This window comes from Acidimicrobiales bacterium (genome assembly GCA_036491125.1).
Classification (GTDB): Bacteria; Actinomycetota; Acidimicrobiia; order Acidimicrobiales; family AC-9; genus AC-9.
The window spans coordinates 1-17,503 of record DASXCO010000164.1 but is presented as its reverse complement, the minus strand read 5'-3'; the positions used below and the strand labels follow the sequence as shown (position 1 = coordinate 17,503).

The following is a 17,503-nucleotide window of genomic DNA, read 5'->3' as shown; positions in this document are numbered from 1 at the left end:
AAATTGGTAACTGGCGTGGCTGGCAGCGAGGCTGACGGGGTCGCCTCGGTCGGGCCCGGACTCGCGACCGTCGGGGGCGGAGCAGGGGGGAGCTGGTCCGTGACGGGGGGCGAGGTGACCTGGCGAACCTGCTGGCTCCGGCTGGGCGAGGACGACATGATGCCGGTCAATATGGTGGCGACGGTCGCGACGACGACGATCGTGCCCACGCCCAGGGCGATGCCGACGCGAGGCTCTCCGATCGTGCGCGAGAACGCCGAGAGGATGGCGCCGGAGCGCGCAGGATGCCGGCTTGGTACGTCGTCGATCGAGGGCGGACTCGCCAGCCCGCCGCGCCCGGCGAGGGGATCGCCGACATCGTCCGCCAGGAAGACGAACGCTGGCGTGGCGGTCTCCTTGGCGGCCACGAGCGGCGCTGGCGGGTCGTCGATCCTCGCCGCCGGCGGGGCGGCGGCGTCACCGATCGCGGCGCTCGTCCGGTCGTCCGCTTCGACGCCTGCTGCGGCTGATGCGCTGATGGGGCGATTCGATAATGACCGGAGGACGTCCATCGCCTGCTCGTGGCCCTCGACCGACCGTCGTTCGCCCCGCTTCGATGACCAGGTCACCTGGGACAGCAGGATTGCGACCACGACCAGCCCCGTGACGAGGAAGAAGATGGCCATTCCCCGTCCGCCCCCTTCCCGTCACGAGGCCCATGACCTCGTCAGGAGGTCCTCCTCGCCCTACGAGCTCCATTGAAGCGAATCTCCGGCGCGTTTGCTCGGCGGGCCGGCCGGAGGTGCGCTGGCGACGTCTCAGGCCCCGGCGGCGGCACGGAATGCCTCGACCACCGCAGGGAGGACATCGGCGCCCTCTGCCGCCGAACGAGGCACCCTGCCCCCGAGCGTGAAGTCGGTGATGCCGGCATCGAGATGACTGGGCACCTGCTCCATGGTTCGATCGAGGTCGAGCGTCCCGCTCCGTCCCTCGGTCAGGCGCAATGCGCCCAGGACCCGGACTCCGCGCGGGTCCCGTCCGAGCGCGGCGAGTGACTCGCGCAGTCTGGGGACCGCCGCTGCGGGGTCGATCATCTCGTCGCCCCACGGCATCCATCCCGTGGCGAAGCGGGCGATGCGGCTGACCACGCGCGAGTTGAGGGTGCCGCTGATCCAGATCGGCACCCCGGCCGTCCGCACGGGGTGCGGATAGCTGTGAACGGGCCCGAAGCTCAGGTTCTCTGACGAGCAGTACGCCGGGCTCTCGCGCCACAGCGTCTGGCACACCATGAGGCACTCGTCGAGCAGACGACCGCGATCCTCGAATGGAAGACCGGCGGCGTCGTACTCCTCCCGCTGCCAGCCGACACCCACGCCGAGGTCGAGCCGTCCCCCCGACAGCGCGTCCAGGGTCGCGGCTGACTTGGCCAGGACCACCGGGCGCCGGAGTGCAGCCTGGAGGATGCCCGTACCAAGCCGTACCCGAGTCGTCCGACCGGCGAGGAGGGCCAGCAGCGTCATCGGTTCGAGCCAGTAGCCATCGGGCCCGGTCGGCTGGCGCCCGCCGGCCATCCCGCCGAGCTCCCTGCGACCGTACTGTTCGAGGTGCTCGCCGAACACGACATGGTCGGACACGAGGACACGATCGATCCCGGCGCCGTCTGCGGTGACCGCCATGTCGACCAGAGCGGACCAGTCGTGGCGCGGCGCGGCCGAGAAGCTGGTGAGGCGGAGCACGAGCTGGGGTCTCTCGCTCGGCGGTGGGGACGGCACGAGCCGACTGCCTACCGGACCACGCAGCTCGAGCTCGGAGCTGCGCCCGCCCCCGGGAAGGCCTTGGCCAGGGCGTTGGCGATCATCTGCGACCGGGCCGCGTAGCCCGCGCTGGTGAAGTGGATGCCGTCGGATATGAACCAGCTGTCGTTGACCACCGACGCCCAGTCGAAGATCCGCATGTTCGGATACTTGGCGCACTCCTTCACGAGGGCGTTGTCCCAGTCGGCCATGTTGTTCTCTGCGTAGGGTCCGCTCCCGAGCAGGGACTTCACGTTCACCCAGAGGACCGGCATGCTGCCGACGTCCGCCATCATCCTGTCGACCCGATCCGACAGGCCGACCGACGAGCCAACGGCGACGTCAGCGGCCTCGTTCGTCCCCAGGGCCAACACCCAGCATCCGTTGTAGCCCTGCCCGACCAGGCGTTTGGCGACATCGTCGGCGTTGGGCTCGTTCTTGTAGCGTTCGATCACGGACCTGGCGCCGGAGATCTCCGAGTCGAAGGAGGTCACGCCGACCCGGGCGTACTGGGCGTCGATGCGTTGGGCGGGATCCGGAAGGTAGTCGGCCGACGTCAGACCGTCCGACGTCGAGTCACCGATGTGCACGACGGAGCGACAGGAGGTGGTCGTGACCGGCGTCGTCGGCGGGGGCGCCGGTGCCGTCGTCGCCGGAGCCGACGCCGCGGCCGAGGCCGTGCGCGAGGCGGTGTGCCGGGCCCTGACCGCTCGTGTTGCGCTCCCCGAAGAGCTGGGCAACACGCTGACCAGGGTCACCGCAACGAGCGCGGAGACGACGACCGCCCCCGCGGAGACGAGCCACCAACGCCTCGGGATGGTAACCGGACGCCATTCGCCCAACCTGATCCGAGCCCCCAGTCGACCGAGCGCACCTTGACGGATCGGCTTCTCGACGTACGTCCACGATAGTGCGGACAGGCCGACGATCGCCCCCACCTGCAGGACGGCTCGCAACGGGTTGACCCCAGTCGCCGACGTCGGGGTGGTCAACGTGATGACCGGAAACATCCAGAGGTAGATGGCATAGGAGCGGACACCGAGCCAGCGCAGTGGCTCTCGACCGAGTGCGTGCCCCAACCGGGTGGCGGGATGGACCAGGGCGCTGATCGTCATCATCGTGGCGATCGACAACAGCACCATTCCGCCGCGGTACAGGAACGGGGAGTACTGGGTCGTGAGCCAGATCAACAGGGCGATGATGACCAGGCCGGCGGTTCCCACCCCGTCGAGGAGCCGGCGGGCGACGGGGCTCGCCCTGACGGTCAGGCGCCGGCTCGGCCACACCATGGCCAGCGCAGCGCCGAAGAGCAGCGCGAACGCCCGGGTGTCGGTGCCGTCGTACACCCGGGTCGGATCGACCCCAGGCTGGTAGAGCACGGCCATCGCCACGGCGGACATCCCCGCCGCGGCCAGGGTCACACCGGCCAGGCGGAGGTGGCCGGTGACCGCCGAGCGACGCTCACGCACATAGCGCAGGCCGAGCCACAGCAGCCACGGCCACAGGAGGTAGAACTGCTCCTCGATCGCCAGGGACCAGAGGTGTCCGAGCGGCGAGGGCGGACCGAAGCGGGCGAAGTACGAGACGTGCTGTGAGACGTCGAACCAGTTGCTCACGTAGAGCGCGGCAGCGCCGACGGCGCTCCACAGGGACGCCAGCTCAGAGCGGTGGAGCAGCGCGACCCACGCGATGACGACGGCCAGCATCACGAACAGGGCCGGCAGGAGGCGGCGGGCTCGGCGCACCCAGAAGTCGCCGAGCGCCAGCCGGCCCGCCCCGTCCCACTGGGCGAGCAGCAGGTCCGTGATCAGATAGCCGCTCAGGGTGAAGAACACGCCGACGCCCAGCAGCCCGGCCGGAGCCCAACCGAGCCCGAGGTGGTAGGCGACCACGGCGAACACGGCGAGCGCCCGAAGTCCATCCAGGCCCGGCATGTAGCGCGGGCCGCCGTGGGGCGGTGCAGGCGCGTCGGTCCTGGTGGGCACGGTCGGGCCGGGGGGCGCGGGAGCAGGCCGAAGAGGCGCCTCCAGGGTTGTCGCTCGCGTCCGAGCGATGCGCTCGAGTCCGGTCAGCGCCGTGGCGTTCTTCGACCCGGTCCGAATCGGGGCCGCCGGCGGCGCAGTGGCGGCTGTCGAAGGCGCCGGAGGTGTCCGCTCCGGGCTCTCCTCTCGTGCCCGAGAGATTCGTTGCAGTCCTGTCAGCGCCCCGGCGTGGTTCGAGGACCGCGGCGGCCGGGGCCCGAGCACGAGGGCGTCGCCCGCCCTGCCGGCGGCGCGGCCGACGACCGACGCGCCTCGCCGCGACTCGCCTCGCCCCGACTCACCATTGCCCGTCGGCGGCCTCGGGGGGCCGCCGACGGCGGACGGCCCGCCGTTGTCCGTCGGCTGGACAGTGAGGCCCAGCCACTCCCACCAGCGCAGTTCCTGCCCACCTCCGCTCTGGCCGTTCCCGTCGCCGTCGTGTGCCGGCGAGCGGCCGGCAAGGCGGACGCGAGGCAGCAAGCGAGGTCGCTCCCTGGAGGGGGCCTCAGGCGCCCCGTGTTTGTCCTGCGTGACGCGAAGACGCGACAACGACAAACTCCCCGGCCGCCCGCGTAAGCGACATATTAGGCCCTCGACGCAGGTCGGCGACCCGGCCGGGGCCGACTATACGCCGCTTGTCCGGGCGCCTTCGATGGCACGCTCACGGGGGACGGCCGGCGGTCGGGCGCGCCGCTCGCGCCCGCGTTGGGATCATGACCTCACAGGTAATCGACCCGCGACGGATCGGAGCGCACACTCGAGACGTGACCACAGATCGCAGATCTGACGACAACCGAGTGCTGCGAGTAGTCATGCCGCTGGACACGGCGGCGTCGGGGGTGTTCGTCCTACTCGCTCTGGCGGCCGTGCCCGCGCTGGCCCTGCTGAACCTCTCTGGCGACGTCCTGCGGCTTGTTGGGCTGGCGTTCATCGCCTACGCGCTGGCCCTGGCGGCGATGGGCGCGGTGACGGCCTGGACCCTGATCTCCTCGATGGCTCGAGGTCGATACGACCTCCCGAGGCGCCTCTGGCTGCCGCTGCCCCCCGCCGCCCAGCCCTTCCCGGGCGGGCGAACCGACGCCGCCGCGGGAGAGGATGTGCCTCAGCCGGCGGTCGTGAGCGACCCGTCGATCCCCGACGAGACCGGCGGCCGGCTCGATCACGGGGCTGCGGCGCCGTAGGCCGACCCGGGCGGCCGGCCACCGAGATGCCTGTGCCGGCGAAGCCGGCTTAGTCTCTGGGGGTCAGCGCGACGAGAGCTGGGACGACGATGGAGCTGGGGAAGGGGCCTGCGGCGTGACGACCACGAGCGGGGGCGAACGCCGCCCTGGCGGCGCGCCGACGCCGGCGACCGCGTCGGGAACGGCGCCGGGTCGGGGTCGGCTCGAGGGGCGCAGCGTGCTGATCGTCGGTGGGGGACAGCACGACCACGGGCTGGCGGATCCGCCTGTCGGCAACGGGCGGGCGATGGCGGTGCTGTTCGCCCGCGAGGGGGCGGCGGTGGCGGTCGCCGACATCGACCGCGGCAGCGCCGAGCGCACGGCCGAGCTCGTCCGGGCCGAGGGGGCCTCGGCCGCCGTGGTGGTGGGCGACGCGGCCGACGAGGCGGCGGTTGTTTCGATGTTCAGCGACGCCCGCGGCGCCCTCGGCGGGCTCGACGGCGCCGTGCTCAACGTCGGCGTCGGCGCCGGGCTGTTCCTCCGGGGCACGACCGTCGACGACTGGGACCGGGTCATGGCGGTCAACGTGCGGTCCCAGTTCCTCGGCTGCAAGCAGGCCCTCCAGACCATGACCAGCGGGGCGGTCGTCCTGATCGGCTCGGTCGGGGCACGCGAGGTGCTGCCCTTTCCGGCGTACGGTGCCTCCAAGGCGGCCCTGGAGTCCCTCTGCCGCCAGGCTGCGGTCGAAGGGGCGCCCGCGATCCGCTTCAACCTCCTGGTCCCGGGCCTGATCGACACACCCCTCGGTCGGCAGGCGTCCGGGATCAGCGCCCAGCGTGAGCAGGTGCGGCTCCCTGCTCGGCGCCAGGGGACGGCGTGGGAGGTCGCCTACACCGCCCTGTTCCTGCTGGGGGAGGAGTCCTCCTACATCACCGGCCAGAACGTGATCGTCGATGGTGGCCTCTCGATCGCCCCGCGCAGCTGACGGCAATGAGACGGACGAGAGTGCTCGGCCTGGCGGTCGCCGCAGCGGTCGTCTCGGCGCTGACCACATCGTTGCCTGCCGCCCGGGCCGCCGCCCCCACTGACGGCTACGGGATCCACGTCACCGCCGAGACGCAGATCGACGCCCGGCTGCTGGCCGTGACGGTGACGACTCCCGCGCTGTCGGGTCCGGCCAACATCCGTGTCCTGCTGCCCATCGACTACGCCGCTCATCCCGCTCGCCGCTATCCAGTCCTGTACCTGCTGCACGGCACCAGCGGCCGCGCGTCGGACTGGACGACCATGGGGGACGCGGAGCGGACGACCGCCGGGCTGCCAGTGATCGTCGTCATGCCCGACGTCGCCCTCGACGGCGATGGTGGGGGATGGTGCACGAACTGGTACAACGGCGGCGCCTACGGTCGCCCGGAGTGGGAGACGTTCCATATCTCCGAGCTCATCCCCTGGGTCGACCACGACTTCCGTACGATCGGTTCGAGGCAGGGCCGGGCGATCGCCGGGCTCTCGCAGGGCGGCTTCTGCTCCATGAGCTACGCCGCTCGCCACCCGGACCTCTTCAGCACGGCGCTGGCCTACTCGGGGGCACCCGACATCGCTTGGGACCCCGACGCCAACTTCGGGAGCACGCTGATCGTCAACGGCACCGAGGTCGGCCTGGACCACGTGCCGCCGAACTCGATGTTCGGTGACCGGGTGACCCAGGAGGTGAACTGGGCCGACCACGACCCTGCGACCCTCGCCGAGAACCTGAAGGGCACCGACCTGTTCATGTACTTCGGCAACGGCGATCCGGGCCCGCTGGACCAGCCGCCTGTCAACCCCGAAGCAAGTGGCATCGAGGCTCTGGTCGCACGGGACAACATCGACTTCCACGCCCGGCTCGACTCGCTCGGCCTCCCCAGCTTCTACGACGCCTACGGTCCCGGCACCCACAGCTGGCCGTACTGGGCGCGGGATCTCCAGCAGAGCATCGCCCCGATCATGGACGACTTCGCCCACCCACCGACGCCACCGCCGAAGGTCACCTACACCATCGCCGACGAGCGCTACTCGATCTACGGCTGGGACATCACCATGCAGCGGCCGGCGAAGGAGTTCAGCACGATCGAGGACGCCGATGCCGGCGGCTTCGCCCTCGCCGGCAGCGGGTCTGGCTCGGTTGCCACGCCGGCCAGCTACCGGCCCGGCGCGAGGTATGCGGTGATGCTCAGCGGGGACAAGGTCGCGCCCACGATGGTCACTCGGGTCGCCGACGCGAATGGCCGTCTGCATCTGCAGGTCCCCCTCGGGCCGGGCAATCCCTTCCAGGAGGACACGGCCCCCGCCATGGTCGCTGGCACCAAGGTCTACACGACCACCGTTCGCATCAAGGCTCTGTGACCCCCGTTTCCCGCAGGCGCCTGGCCGCGCCGAGAGCGACGGCTCAGCCGATGCGCAGCGGCAGCCGGCGGGGCCCGCGCACCTGGCCGCCGGCCCAGACGACGGCGTCGGGATCGGCGAGGTGGAAGGTCGGGAACGCCTGCAGCCATACCTCGAGGGCCACCCGCAGCTCCATGCGGGCCAGGTGGGAGCCCACGCAACGGTGGATGCCAAGCCCGAAGGCGGAGTGTCGATTGATCTGTCGATCGATGACGACCTCATCAGCGGCCTCGAAGGCCTCCGGGTCGCGGTTGGCTGCCGGGAACGACAGCAGGACCCAGTCGTCCGCCTTCATGGGACAGCCGTGCCACTCCATGTCGTCCTTGACCAACCTGGCCATCGTGACCGGGGCGTAGGCGCGCAGCAGCTCCTCCATCGCGGTCGGGAGGAGCTGCGGCTCTGCCAGGAGTCGCTCGCGGTCGTCCGGGTGCCCGGCCAGGTGCCACAGCGAGGCGCCGATGGCACTCCACGTGGTGTCGATACCAGCGAGCAGGAGCAGAGCGATCGTCCCGGCCACGTGGGTGATGTCGATGCGTTGACCGTCCATCTCCGCCTGCAGGAGAAAGGTGGTGAGGTCGTCACGAGGGTGGGCGATGTGGTCGTCCACCTGCACCTGGAGGTAGCCGAACAGCGACTGCATGCCGGCGATCCGCTGCTCGAGGGGAGCGGTGACGTCCTCGAGCACGTGGTCGACGAAGCCGCGGAAGATGTCGGCGTCCTCGGGCGGGAAGCCGAGCATGGTGGCGATGACCCGAACGGGGATGTGCTGGGAGTAGCCCTCGGCGGCGTCGACGAGCGCCCGGCCCCCGAGGTCGGCAACCAACTCTTCGCAATAGGCGCGCGTGATCGGCTCGAGGCGAGCGATCGCCTTCGGTGCGAAGGCGGGGAGCAGGAGGCGCCGCGCGCCCTGGTGGAAGGGGGGATCAGACGAGATCGGTGGCGCGATCCCTCGTGGTGACAGGTCGGGTGGCCGGTAGCCGGTCACGACGACGCTGCGGGAGGTGAAGCTCTCGGTGTCATAGGCGACGGCCGCCACGTCGTCGTGGCGGGTTGGCAGCCACACGCCGCCGTAACGGTCGGAGTGTGCGATCGGACACCCCTGTCGCAGCTCGTCCCAGATGGGATACGGGTCGGCGGCCCAGACCTCGTCCGTGTGGTCGAAGTCCTTCGCCCAATCCTCGACAGGTGAATTGTGGTTCACCGGCGTTCCTCCCTGTTGCGTGCATGATGGCCGGCCCTTGGGGCCGGCCCGGGGGTACGGAGCAGGACGGTCAATGACTGGTGGAGGACGTCGGCGGCCCGGGTCGTCGGGTCGAGCAGCCGCTGAACGGCGAGCCCCTCCCCGAGCCCGTGCACTGTCGACGCCAGGGTGTCGGCATCCAGGGGTAACTCCACGCCGAAGCGGGTCGATTGTTGGCGCAGGACCTGGGCGAGGGCGGCGTGCGTGGTCCGATGACGGTCCCGGAGCTTGCGTCGAAGGGAGGGGCTGTGCCGCGTGCTCAGGGCGAGCTCGATCTGGAGCGCCGGCCATTCCGGGTCGGTGTCGATGCGGCTCCCGAACCAGCGGCTCACCCGGGCGAGGAGGTCCTCGAGGTCGGTGGCAGCCGACAAGGCCTCGGCCAGCAGCCGGGTGCGCTCGGCCGCATGGCGATCGAGCACGGCGAGCACGAGCTCCTCCTTGCTGGCGAAGTTGGAGTAGATGGCGCCCGAGGTGAAGCCCGCCGTCTCGGCGACGGCGGCGATGGTGGTGCCGTGGAAGCCCTTCTCCAGGAAGGTGCTCGTGGCTGCCGCGAGCACGCGCTCACGGGTCGCGGCCTGCTGCTGATCACGGGTCAGGCGCATCGTCGCGGTCATCGAGGTCATGCAAATAGCATCATAATCTGGATTACGTCGATATCGCAAGCAGGCGACGGCGGCCGCCGAGGGAACAAGTCGGCCAGCCCTAATAATTTGGCACTCGAACCAAGTGAACTATCGTGTCGCGATGTCCGCGCCTCGTGAGCGGCCGTCTCGCGCCGGCTGGCAGCTGCTCGCAAGAGCGGTGAAGGACCAGCGGAACTGGGTGGCGCTGGGGGTCACGGCGGGACTCTTCTGGACAGCGGCCAAGGTCGCGGTGCCCACGCTGGCGGAGCTGGCGATCGACCAGGGCATCATCGGCAAGAACCAGAGGGCGCTGTTGACGTGGTCGCTGACCATCCTGGCCGTCGGTGTCGTGTCGGCAGTGTGCACCGGCCTGCGCCGGTACTACGCCTTCGGCATCTCCTACCGGGCCGAGACCGATCTCCGGGACCGGCTGTTCGCCCACCTCCAGCGTCTCCATTTCGCGTTCCACGACCACGCCCAGACTGGTCAGCTCATGGCGCGGGCCGCCACGGACCTGCTCCAGGTGCAGAGCTTCCTCACCCTCATACCGATCACCATCGGCAACGCCCTCACCGTGCTGGCGGTCGTCGTGATCCTGTTCGTCAGCAACGCCGGGCTCGCCGCGCTCGCCCTCGCAGCACTCCCGCTCATCAACGTGGTGGCCAAGCGATTCGCCAGCCGCATTCATCCCGTCTCGCTGGAACTGCAGCAGCAGCTGGCCGGAGTGGCCAGCGTGGTCGAGGAGACGGTCGTGGGCGTGCGGGTGGTGAAGGGGTTCGGCGCCGAGCCCATCCAGGCCGACAAGCTCCGGACGTGGGTGGATCGGGTGTTCGATCGTGCCGTCCTGCTCGGGCGCCAGCGGGCGTCGTTCATGCCGCTCCTCGACTTCCTGCCTGCCATGGGCCTGGTGGCCGTCCTGTGGTACGGGGGTCACCAGGTGCTGAGCGGTCATCTGACCGTCGGCGAGCTGGTCGCCTTCATGACCTACATCCTCATGCTCATCGCGCCGCTGCGAATGCTGGGAATGGTCATCGCCATGGCCCAGCGAGCCGTGGCGTCGGCCACCCGCATCGACGAGATCCTGGCCACCCATCCAGCAATCGTCGACAGCGTCAGGGGCCAGATGCTGCCCGCGGGGCACGGCGAGCTGCGCTTCGAGCAGGTCACCTTCGCCTATGTGCCGCCCGACGGGAGTGTGACGCCCAAGGGCACCCCGGTAGTCCTCGACCGGCTCGACCTGACCGTCCGCCCCGGCGAGGTCGTGGCCCTGGTTGGGGCGACGGGCTCGGGCAAGAGCACGGTGGCCAAGCTCATCCCTCGCTTCTACGAGCCCCTGAGCGGGTGTATCACGATCGACGGCGTGCGCGTGCAGGATCTCCGCCTCCGTGAGCTGCGCCGAGCCGTGGGGATCGTGTTCGAGGACACGTTCCTGTTCAGTGACTCCATCCGCAACAACATCGCCTTCGCCGACCCCGACGCTCCCCGCGAGGCGGTCGAGTGGGCGGCTCGACGCGCCGGGGTGCACGACTTCATCGTCGAGCTGGCCGATGGCTACGACACCGTCGTCGGAGAACAGGGCTTCTCTCTGTCTGGTGGTCAGCGCCAGCGGGTGGCACTGGCCCGAGCCATCCTCGCCGATCCCCGCATCCTCATTCTCGACGACGCCACCTCGTCGGTCGACCCCACCAAGGAGCACGAGATCCGAGCGGCACTGGCCGAGGTCATGAAGGGCCGCACCTGCATCGTCATCGCCCATCGCCCCGCGACCGTTGCCCTGGCCGACCGCGTGGTGCTCCTCGAAGAGGGACGGGTCGTGGCCCAGGGAACGCACCCGCAGCTGCTGGCCACGGACGAGCGCTACCGGAGGCTGCTCGCCCAGCGGGGCGACGCCGAGGCACTGGTGAGATGATGCAGTTCCGGTCGGCGGCTGTGAGCGACGAGGAGAAGCTGTCGAGCAGACAGGCGCGCCAGGTCCTTCGACGGTCGGCGCGGATGCTGCACCCGTACCGGCGACAGGTGCTGATCGCGCTCGTCGTGCTCCTCGTCTACACCCTGGCGATGCTCGCCGGGCCACTGATGGTGCGTCTGGGTATCGACCGCGGCCTGAGCCGGCACGATGGTGCCGCCCTCGACGCCGTGGTCATCGGCTTCCTCGTGGCGGCGATCGTCGCGGTGGTGACGGGCCGCTCGCAGATCAGGCTCATCACGCTCGTGGGCGAGAGCTTCCTGCGCGATCTGCGGACACGGGTCTTCGACCACCTGCAGGCCATGGGTATGACGTTCTTCGACGCACAGCCGGCCGGGAAGCTCGTCGCCCGGATGACCTCGGACGTCGACGCGCTCCAGACCCTGGTGCAACAGGGTCTCGTGATGTTCATCCAGAACGGGCTGTTGTTCGTGGCCACATTGGTCGTGTTGGTGATCCTCTCGCCTGCGCTGGCTGCGATCTGTCTGGTGTCGATGCCCATCGTGGTCGTGGCCAGCATCCGCTTTCGGCGAGACTCGAACGCCGCCTACCTCACGGTGCGCGACCGCGTCAGCCAGACGCTCTCCACCCTGCAGGAGAACTTGTCCGGGATGCGCGTGGTCCAGGCCTTTGCCAGGGAGGACGCCCAGAACGAGGTCTTCGTCGACCACAATCACACCCAGCTCGACGCCAACCTTCACGCCGTGCGCATCTCGGCCCGATACTTCCCCGTCGTCGAGATGGCCGGCATCGCCACGATGGCGATCATCGTCGGTGGGGGCGGGGTGCTCGTGCACGAGAACCTCATCTCAGTGGGCACCGTGGCTGCCTTCGCCCTCTATCTGGTCAACCTGTTCGAGCCCATCCAACAGCTGAGCCAGCTGTTCAACACGGTCCAGCAGGCCGGGGCGGCGCTCAAGAAGCTCTTCGACCTCCTCGACATTCCCTCGGACCTCACGGAGCGAACTGCCGCCGTCGACCTGCCCGCGAACGGGGACCTCGTGGTGGACCGCGTCGGGTTCGGGTACGACGGCCGCGCCGGGGTGCTGGGCGGGGTCAGCCTCACCGTCCGAGAGGGCGAGCGCCTGGCGCTCGTCGGCCCGACCGGAGCGGGCAAGTCCACCCTCGCCAAGCTCATGGCCCGGATGTATGACCCCGACGAGGGGTGTGTCAGCTACGCGGGTGTCGACCTGCGAGACGCCACCTTCTCGTCGTTGCGCGAGCGCATCGTGGTGGTGCCGCAGGAAGGGTTCCTCTTCGACGGCAGCATCCTCGAGAACGTGGCCATCGGCCGCCGGGGCGCCGATGAGGACGAGGTGCGCCAGGCCCTTCGCCTCATCGGCGTCGAGGGACGCTTCCTGGCGCTGCCCGACGGCCTCTCGACCCAGGTGCGCGAGCGAGGATCGAGGCTGTCCGCTGGTGAGCGGCAGCTGGTGTCCCTCGCCCGGGCCGCCCTGGCCAATCCGGCCGTGCTGGTGCTGGACGAGGCCACCTCGAGCCTCGATCCTGGGACCGAGGCCGAGGTGGAGCAGGCCATGGCCGACTTGATGGAAGGACGCACGGTCGTCGTCATCGCCCATCGCCTGTCGACCGCCGAGCGGGCCGACCGGGTGGCCGTCGTCGATCACGGTGAGCTGGTCGAGGAGGGCACGCACGACCGGCTCCTGGTCGAGCGAGGCCGCTACGCCGCCCTGTTCGCCTCGTGGGCCGGCGAGCACCACGGTCACGGCGCCAGCAGTCGGAGCGATCCCCGTGACCCCTCGAGCGACTCCGTTCTCAGCTCTTGAACGAGGTCGCCAGATAGGCGTCCATGGCGTCGTGCCACAGCCGAAGTCCGACGACAGCGCGTTCGCGGTCCCGAGCGGGCAGGTGCCCGGCGACCGCCTCCAGACGAGTGTTGGTCTCTGCATCCGCCTCGGACAGCACCCGACGGCCCTTGTCCGTGAGCGCATGGGTGACCCGGCGACGATCCCCACCGTCGGAGTGCCGCTTCACCAGTCCACGGGCCACGAGGCCGTCGACGATCGCGGTCACACTGGGTGGGCTGACCGCGAGCTTCGACGCCAGGACCGAGGCCACGGCCGTTCCGTCCCCCAGCAGTATCAGCACCCGGTATTGCGGGAGCGAGAGGTCGCTGTGGCTCAGGGCGATCTCCACGTGCTTGGCCAGCCGTGCCGCGGCGCGGCCCAGGGGGACCGGCTCCGATCGCTCGGGGTCCACGGGCTTGGGCTCACTCACCGACGGTCACCCTAACAGTTTGGCTCTCGAAACAACACGCGGCTAGCATGCTGTCCGAGCGAGCTGCGCTCACCAATTCGTAGCTTGGGGGACGAAGTGAGGCTCGACCTGGGGCCGGAGCTGGAAGCCTTCCGGCGGGAGTTGGGGGATTGGATCGAGGACAACCGCCTCGAAAGCCTCGAGAACGTCGACGAGCGTGCCGCCTATCTCGGGACGCTCGAGCAGTCCGAGCGGGCGGCCGATGCGTACCGACAGTGGTCGGACCGTCTCCGTGAGGCGCGGCTGGTCTGTCCGCAGTGGCCCGAGGAAGTTGGCGGACGAGGGCTGAGCGGTGCGCACATGGCCGTCCTCAACGAAGAGTTCTCATGTCGCAACGTCCCCCGGGTCAGCCGCGGGATGGGGGAGTCGTTGGTCGGCCCGTCGATCATCGTGCACGGCACGGAGGCGCAGAAGGCCCATTTCCTGCCGAGGATCATCTCAGGCGAGGACCGCTACTGCCAGGGGTTCTCCGAGCCCGACCACGGCTCCGACCTTGCTGGTGTGGAGACGACTGGCGTCGTCGACGGCGACGAGATCGTCATGACGGGCCAGAAGGTGTGGACCTCCGGCGCGCACCTGGCGAACATGATCTTCGTCCTCTGCCGATCGGACCCTGACATCCCCAAACACCAGGGGCTGTCCTACGTGCTGGCGCCGATCCGTGACAACGGCGTGGACATCCGGTCGCTTCGCCAGCCTACCGGCAGGTCTGGGTTCAGTCAGGAGTACCTCGACGGATGCCGCGCGCCGTTGTTCAATGTCATCGGAGGCCTCGGCAACGGTTGGCGGGTCGCGATGACAACCCTGGGGAACGAACGTGGAGGCGGCGCCACGACCCAGCACCTGCGCCACGAGCGCGAGCTGTGGGATCTCGTCGATGAGGCCCGCAAGCGGGGCCGGACCGACGATCCGTTCGTCCGTCAGGATCTGGCCTGGGCCTTCACCCACGTCGAGCTGATGCGCTACCAGGGCATCCGGCTGCTGTCGGCGCTCGTCGCCAAGCGCGAGCCGGGGCCGGAGGCCAGCGTCAACAAGCTGTTCTGGTCGGAGTACCAGCAACGCGTCGGCGAGATCGCCATGGGGATCATCGGCGCCGACGGCATGCTCGGCGTGGGCGAGGATGGCTCCCAATACCGGCTCGGGCGCTGGCAGACGACGTTCGTCTCCAGCCGCGCCGTGACCATCTTCTCGGGTACCAGCCAGATCCAGCGCAACATCATCGGAGAGCGCGCCCTCGGCCTGCCCAGGGAGCCGGAGTGACGGGTCGACTCCCCGCTGTGCCGGTCACACCGTGACCAAGGCACGCCGCGAGGTCACGGCCGAGCAGCGGCTCGAGGCCATGCGTCAGGGAATGACTCTCGCGCTGTGGGCCTCGACGAAGCCTGACACACCAGCCGTCCTGTCCGAGCGCGGCAACCGGAGCTTTGCCCAGCTCAACGGCCGCGCCAACCAGCTCGTTCGTGCCCTCCGGGGTGCCGGAGTCCAGGCGGGCGACAGCGTCGCCCTGCTTTGTAGCAACCGTCCAGAGTTCGCGGAGGTGGTGGCGGCCTCCCAGCGCGCCGGGTTGCGCCTCACGCCGATCAACTGGCACCTCACGGGGGACGAGGCCGGCTACGTCCTGCACGACTGCGAGGCCAAGGCGTTCATCGCCGAGGACGGCTGTGCTGCTGTCGCCCGAGGTGCCGCCGGCCAGGCGCCTCTCGTAGAAGTCCGCTTGTCCATCGGCCGCAGCATCGACGGCTTCGACTCCTACGACGCGGCACTGGCGCCCGAGGCGAGCACCGACATCACCGACCCGACCATCGGCGGCACCATGCTGTACACCTCGGGAACGACAGGCCGCCCCAAGGGGGTCCACCGGCAGCTGGGCGCCACCCTGGCGGCGAGCTCGACCCAGACGCCGTCGACCGTCGCTCTGGCCAGGGCCGCCGCCGGAGGACCGAGCCTGCACCTGTGCACCGGCCCCCTTTACCACGCCGCGCCGCTCGCCTTCTCGCTCCTGGTGCCTCTGGCCCAGGGGATGGGCGTGGTGCTCATGGACGACTGGGGGGCCGAGGCGACGCTCCAGCTCGTCGAGCGTCATCACATAACCCACAGTCACATGGTCCCGACGATGTTCCATCGACTGCTCTCGCTGCCCGCGCAGGTGCGCGGGGCGTACGACACCTCCTCGCTTCGTTTCGTCATCCACGGGGCGGCGGCGTGCCCAGTAGCGGTCAAGCGGGCCATGATCGACTGGTGGGGACCGATCCTCGTCGAGTACTACGCCGCGACAGAGGGCGGCGCCACCTTCGTGAGCTCAGACGAGTGGATCGCCCGTCCGGGCACCGTCGGACGACCGCCGACCGCTGACCACGTGCGGATCCTCGACGACGACGGCAGCGACGTCGCTCCAGGCGACATCGGCACGATCTACATCAAGGCGCCCGAGGAGGCTCGGTTCAGCTACTACAAGCACCCGGAGAAGACCGCGGCGGCCTACCTGGGGGATCACTACACCTTGGGTGACGTCGGCTATCTGGACGACGACGGCTACCTCTATCTCACCGACCGGAGCGCCGATCTCATCATCTCGGGGGGCGTGAACATCTATCCGGCCGAGACCGAGGCGGTGCTCATCGACCATCCGGCCGTCGGCGATGTCGCCGTCATCGGCGTGCCGAGCACCGAGTGGGGCGAAGAGGTGAAGGCGATCGTCGAGCTCCAACCGGGCTTGGTGGGTTCGAGCGATCTGGAGTCGGAGCTGATCTCGTGGTGCCGCGCCCGCCTGGCCAGCTTCAAGTGCCCCCGGACCGTCGAGTTCACCGATGCACTTCCGCGCCAGGACAACGGCAAGTTGTACAAGCGTCGGCTCCGGGACCAGTTTCGGCAGCAGGCGAGCTAGGAGCTCTGCGACGGGTGGCCCTCACGCGTACTCGCCGACGCCCCCCCGCCGTACGCCACCACCGGCCAGCGAGGGCGGGTGTCGTCTACCGACACCAGAGGCTGATCATCCTCGCCGTGGTCGCCGTCATGATCGGACTCGGCATCGGTGTACCCCTGTCGCGCTCCCTCCGCGGCGGGCCGACGCTGGCGCCGCCTCGTCCCGGCGGGTACCAGATCGTCTACCGCCAAGAGGAGCCGGCGAACGGCGCACCGGCCCAGTGGGAGGTGCTGTCGGTTCGCCGACCGTTCGAGTCCGCCGACCTCGTCTACGACACAGCCGGCCCGCCGACGGCGGCGGACCGGCCGACGTCGGGCAGCATCTCGACCGAGAGCGAGCTGTACGCGGTCGACACCTCAGGTGTGCACGACGTCGGGGGCCGCCAGCCCGGACCTCCATCGGCCGACCAGGACCTGGCCACCCAGCTGCCCGACATGCTTCACCGGCATCTCGCCTCTGACACCGGCGCCACCAGCCAGATCGCTGGCCGGTCGTGTCGCACCTTTCGGCTGCTGGAGCCGCCCGTCGGACCCATGCGACCGCTCGGCGGGGCGTCGGAGCACGACGACCTGTGCATCGACGGCAAGGGGCTCGTCCTCTCGGAGGCCTGGACGCTCGACGGCCGCCTTGTTCAGCGTAGGACGGCGACGGCGGTGAGCCTCGCCGGCGTCTCCCTCCCTTCGGTAGACGGCGCCAGCCCGCCGAAGCCAGGAGCGTCCCGAGCCGTCGTCGCGCCTGACGCCGAAGGCCCCGTCGCTCTACCCCGTCCGCCGCCCGGCTTCCACGCCCTGGCGCCCGTGCGCTTCGCGCTGCCCGACCCCCTCCAGCCCTCGTCGCTGGTGGCCGCGTCCGTGGTGTGGACCTACGTCGACGGCTCTGACCTGGTCACGGTCGAAGCTGGCAGCGAGCGGGGGGGCCAGTTGCCCTGGCAGCAGAACGACACGGTCACCGAGCCGCTCGAGCTCACCGGTCTCGGCCCCGCCCAGTCCGCCATCCGCTCCGACGGGGCCGAGATCCGCGTGGACCTCGGCGGCGGCCGGTGGATGCGGGTACGTGGCACGGGTTCGGCGTCGACCCTCTCCCGGTACGCGAGCAAC

Annotated in this window: 14 protein-coding genes; 8 read left to right on the top strand and 6 right to left on the bottom strand. The window is 69.9% G+C overall.

What is annotated here, in order from left to right:
• The 3 genes from VGF64_12895 to VGF64_12885 form a co-directional block, all read right to left on the bottom strand.
• Nucleotides 1-665 (bottom strand): hypothetical protein (locus VGF64_12895; GenBank protein HEY1635651.1); only part of this gene is annotated, 665 nt, incomplete at its 3' end.
• 132 nt (nucleotides 666-797) lie between these two features.
• Nucleotides 798-1,715, bottom strand: a complete 918-nt coding sequence (locus VGF64_12890; protein HEY1635650.1) for a TIGR03619 family F420-dependent LLM class oxidoreductase — start codon at nucleotides 1,713-1,715, stop codon at nucleotides 798-800.
• A gap of 47 nt (nucleotides 1,716-1,762) precedes the next feature.
• Nucleotides 1,763-4,273 (bottom strand): acyltransferase family protein, encoded by a 2,511-nt coding sequence (locus tag VGF64_12885; GenBank protein HEY1635649.1) that lies wholly within the window; start codon nucleotides 4,271-4,273, stop codon nucleotides 1,763-1,765.
• Between the two features lie 332 nt (nucleotides 4,274-4,605).
• Here VGF64_12885 and VGF64_12880 point away from each other — a divergent pair, with 332 nt between their 5' ends.
• The 3 genes from VGF64_12880 to VGF64_12870 all read left to right on the top strand — a co-directional run bounded on the left by VGF64_12880 (nucleotide 4,606) and on the right by VGF64_12870 (nucleotide 7,338).
• Nucleotides 4,606-4,974, top strand: a complete 369-nt coding sequence (locus VGF64_12880; protein HEY1635648.1) for a hypothetical protein — start codon at nucleotides 4,606-4,608, stop codon at nucleotides 4,972-4,974.
• A 115-nt stretch (nucleotides 4,975-5,089) separates the two neighbouring features.
• Entirely contained in the window at nucleotides 5,090-5,938 is an 849-nt protein-coding gene (locus VGF64_12875; protein ID HEY1635647.1) for an SDR family oxidoreductase, read from the top strand.
• 5 nt (nucleotides 5,939-5,943) lie between these two features.
• On the top strand, nucleotides 5,944-7,338 hold the full coding sequence (locus VGF64_12870; GenBank protein HEY1635646.1) for an alpha/beta hydrolase family protein: 1,395 nt from the start codon (nucleotides 5,944-5,946) through the stop codon (nucleotides 7,336-7,338).
• A 43-nt stretch (nucleotides 7,339-7,381) separates the two neighbouring features.
• On the opposite strand, the gene VGF64_12865 is transcribed toward VGF64_12870, so the two are convergent.
• Together VGF64_12865 and VGF64_12860 are read right to left on the bottom strand one after the other, a co-directional pair.
• Nucleotides 7,382-8,578, bottom strand: a complete 1,197-nt coding sequence (locus VGF64_12865; GenBank protein ID HEY1635645.1) for a cytochrome P450 — start codon at nucleotides 8,576-8,578, stop codon at nucleotides 7,382-7,384.
• Entirely contained in the window at nucleotides 8,575-9,240 is a 666-nt protein-coding gene (locus VGF64_12860; protein HEY1635644.1) for a TetR/AcrR family transcriptional regulator, read from the bottom strand. Before VGF64_12860 ends, VGF64_12865 begins: the two co-directional genes overlap by 4 nt.
• A gap of 121 nt (nucleotides 9,241-9,361) precedes the next feature.
• Here VGF64_12860 and VGF64_12855 point away from each other — a divergent pair, with 121 nt between their 5' ends.
• Complete coding sequence (locus tag VGF64_12855; protein HEY1635643.1) at nucleotides 9,362-11,149, top strand: ABC transporter ATP-binding protein; 1,788 nt, start codon at nucleotides 9,362-9,364, stop codon at nucleotides 11,147-11,149.
• 20 nt (nucleotides 11,150-11,169) lie between these two features.
• Nucleotides 11,170-12,993: an ABC transporter ATP-binding protein gene (locus VGF64_12850; protein HEY1635642.1), complete on the top strand. Its 1,824-nt coding sequence runs from the start codon at nucleotides 11,170-11,172 to the stop codon at nucleotides 12,991-12,993.
• On the opposite strand, the gene VGF64_12845 is transcribed toward VGF64_12850, so the two are convergent.
• A complete protein-coding gene (locus tag VGF64_12845; protein ID HEY1635641.1) occupies nucleotides 12,983-13,444 on the bottom strand; it encodes a MarR family transcriptional regulator in 462 nt (153 codons plus the stop codon). The genes VGF64_12850 and VGF64_12845 overlap by 11 nt on opposite strands.
• 96 nt (nucleotides 13,445-13,540) lie before the next feature.
• On the opposite strand from VGF64_12845, the gene VGF64_12840 reads away from it, so the two are divergent.
• From VGF64_12840 to VGF64_12830, 3 genes are all read left to right on the top strand, one after another.
• Nucleotides 13,541-14,743: an acyl-CoA dehydrogenase family protein gene (locus VGF64_12840; GenBank protein ID HEY1635640.1), complete on the top strand. Its 1,203-nt coding sequence runs from the start codon at nucleotides 13,541-13,543 to the stop codon at nucleotides 14,741-14,743.
• A 31-nt stretch (nucleotides 14,744-14,774) separates the two neighbouring features.
• Nucleotides 14,775-16,367 carry an AMP-binding protein gene (locus tag VGF64_12835; GenBank protein ID HEY1635639.1) on the top strand — a complete coding sequence of 531 codons (1,593 nt, stop codon included), beginning with the start codon at nucleotides 14,775-14,777 and terminating at the stop codon, nucleotides 16,365-16,367.
• A gap of 14 nt (nucleotides 16,368-16,381) precedes the next feature.
• On the top strand, nucleotides 16,382-17,503 hold a 1,122-nt coding region (locus VGF64_12830), incomplete at its 3' end, for a hypothetical protein (GenBank protein HEY1635638.1).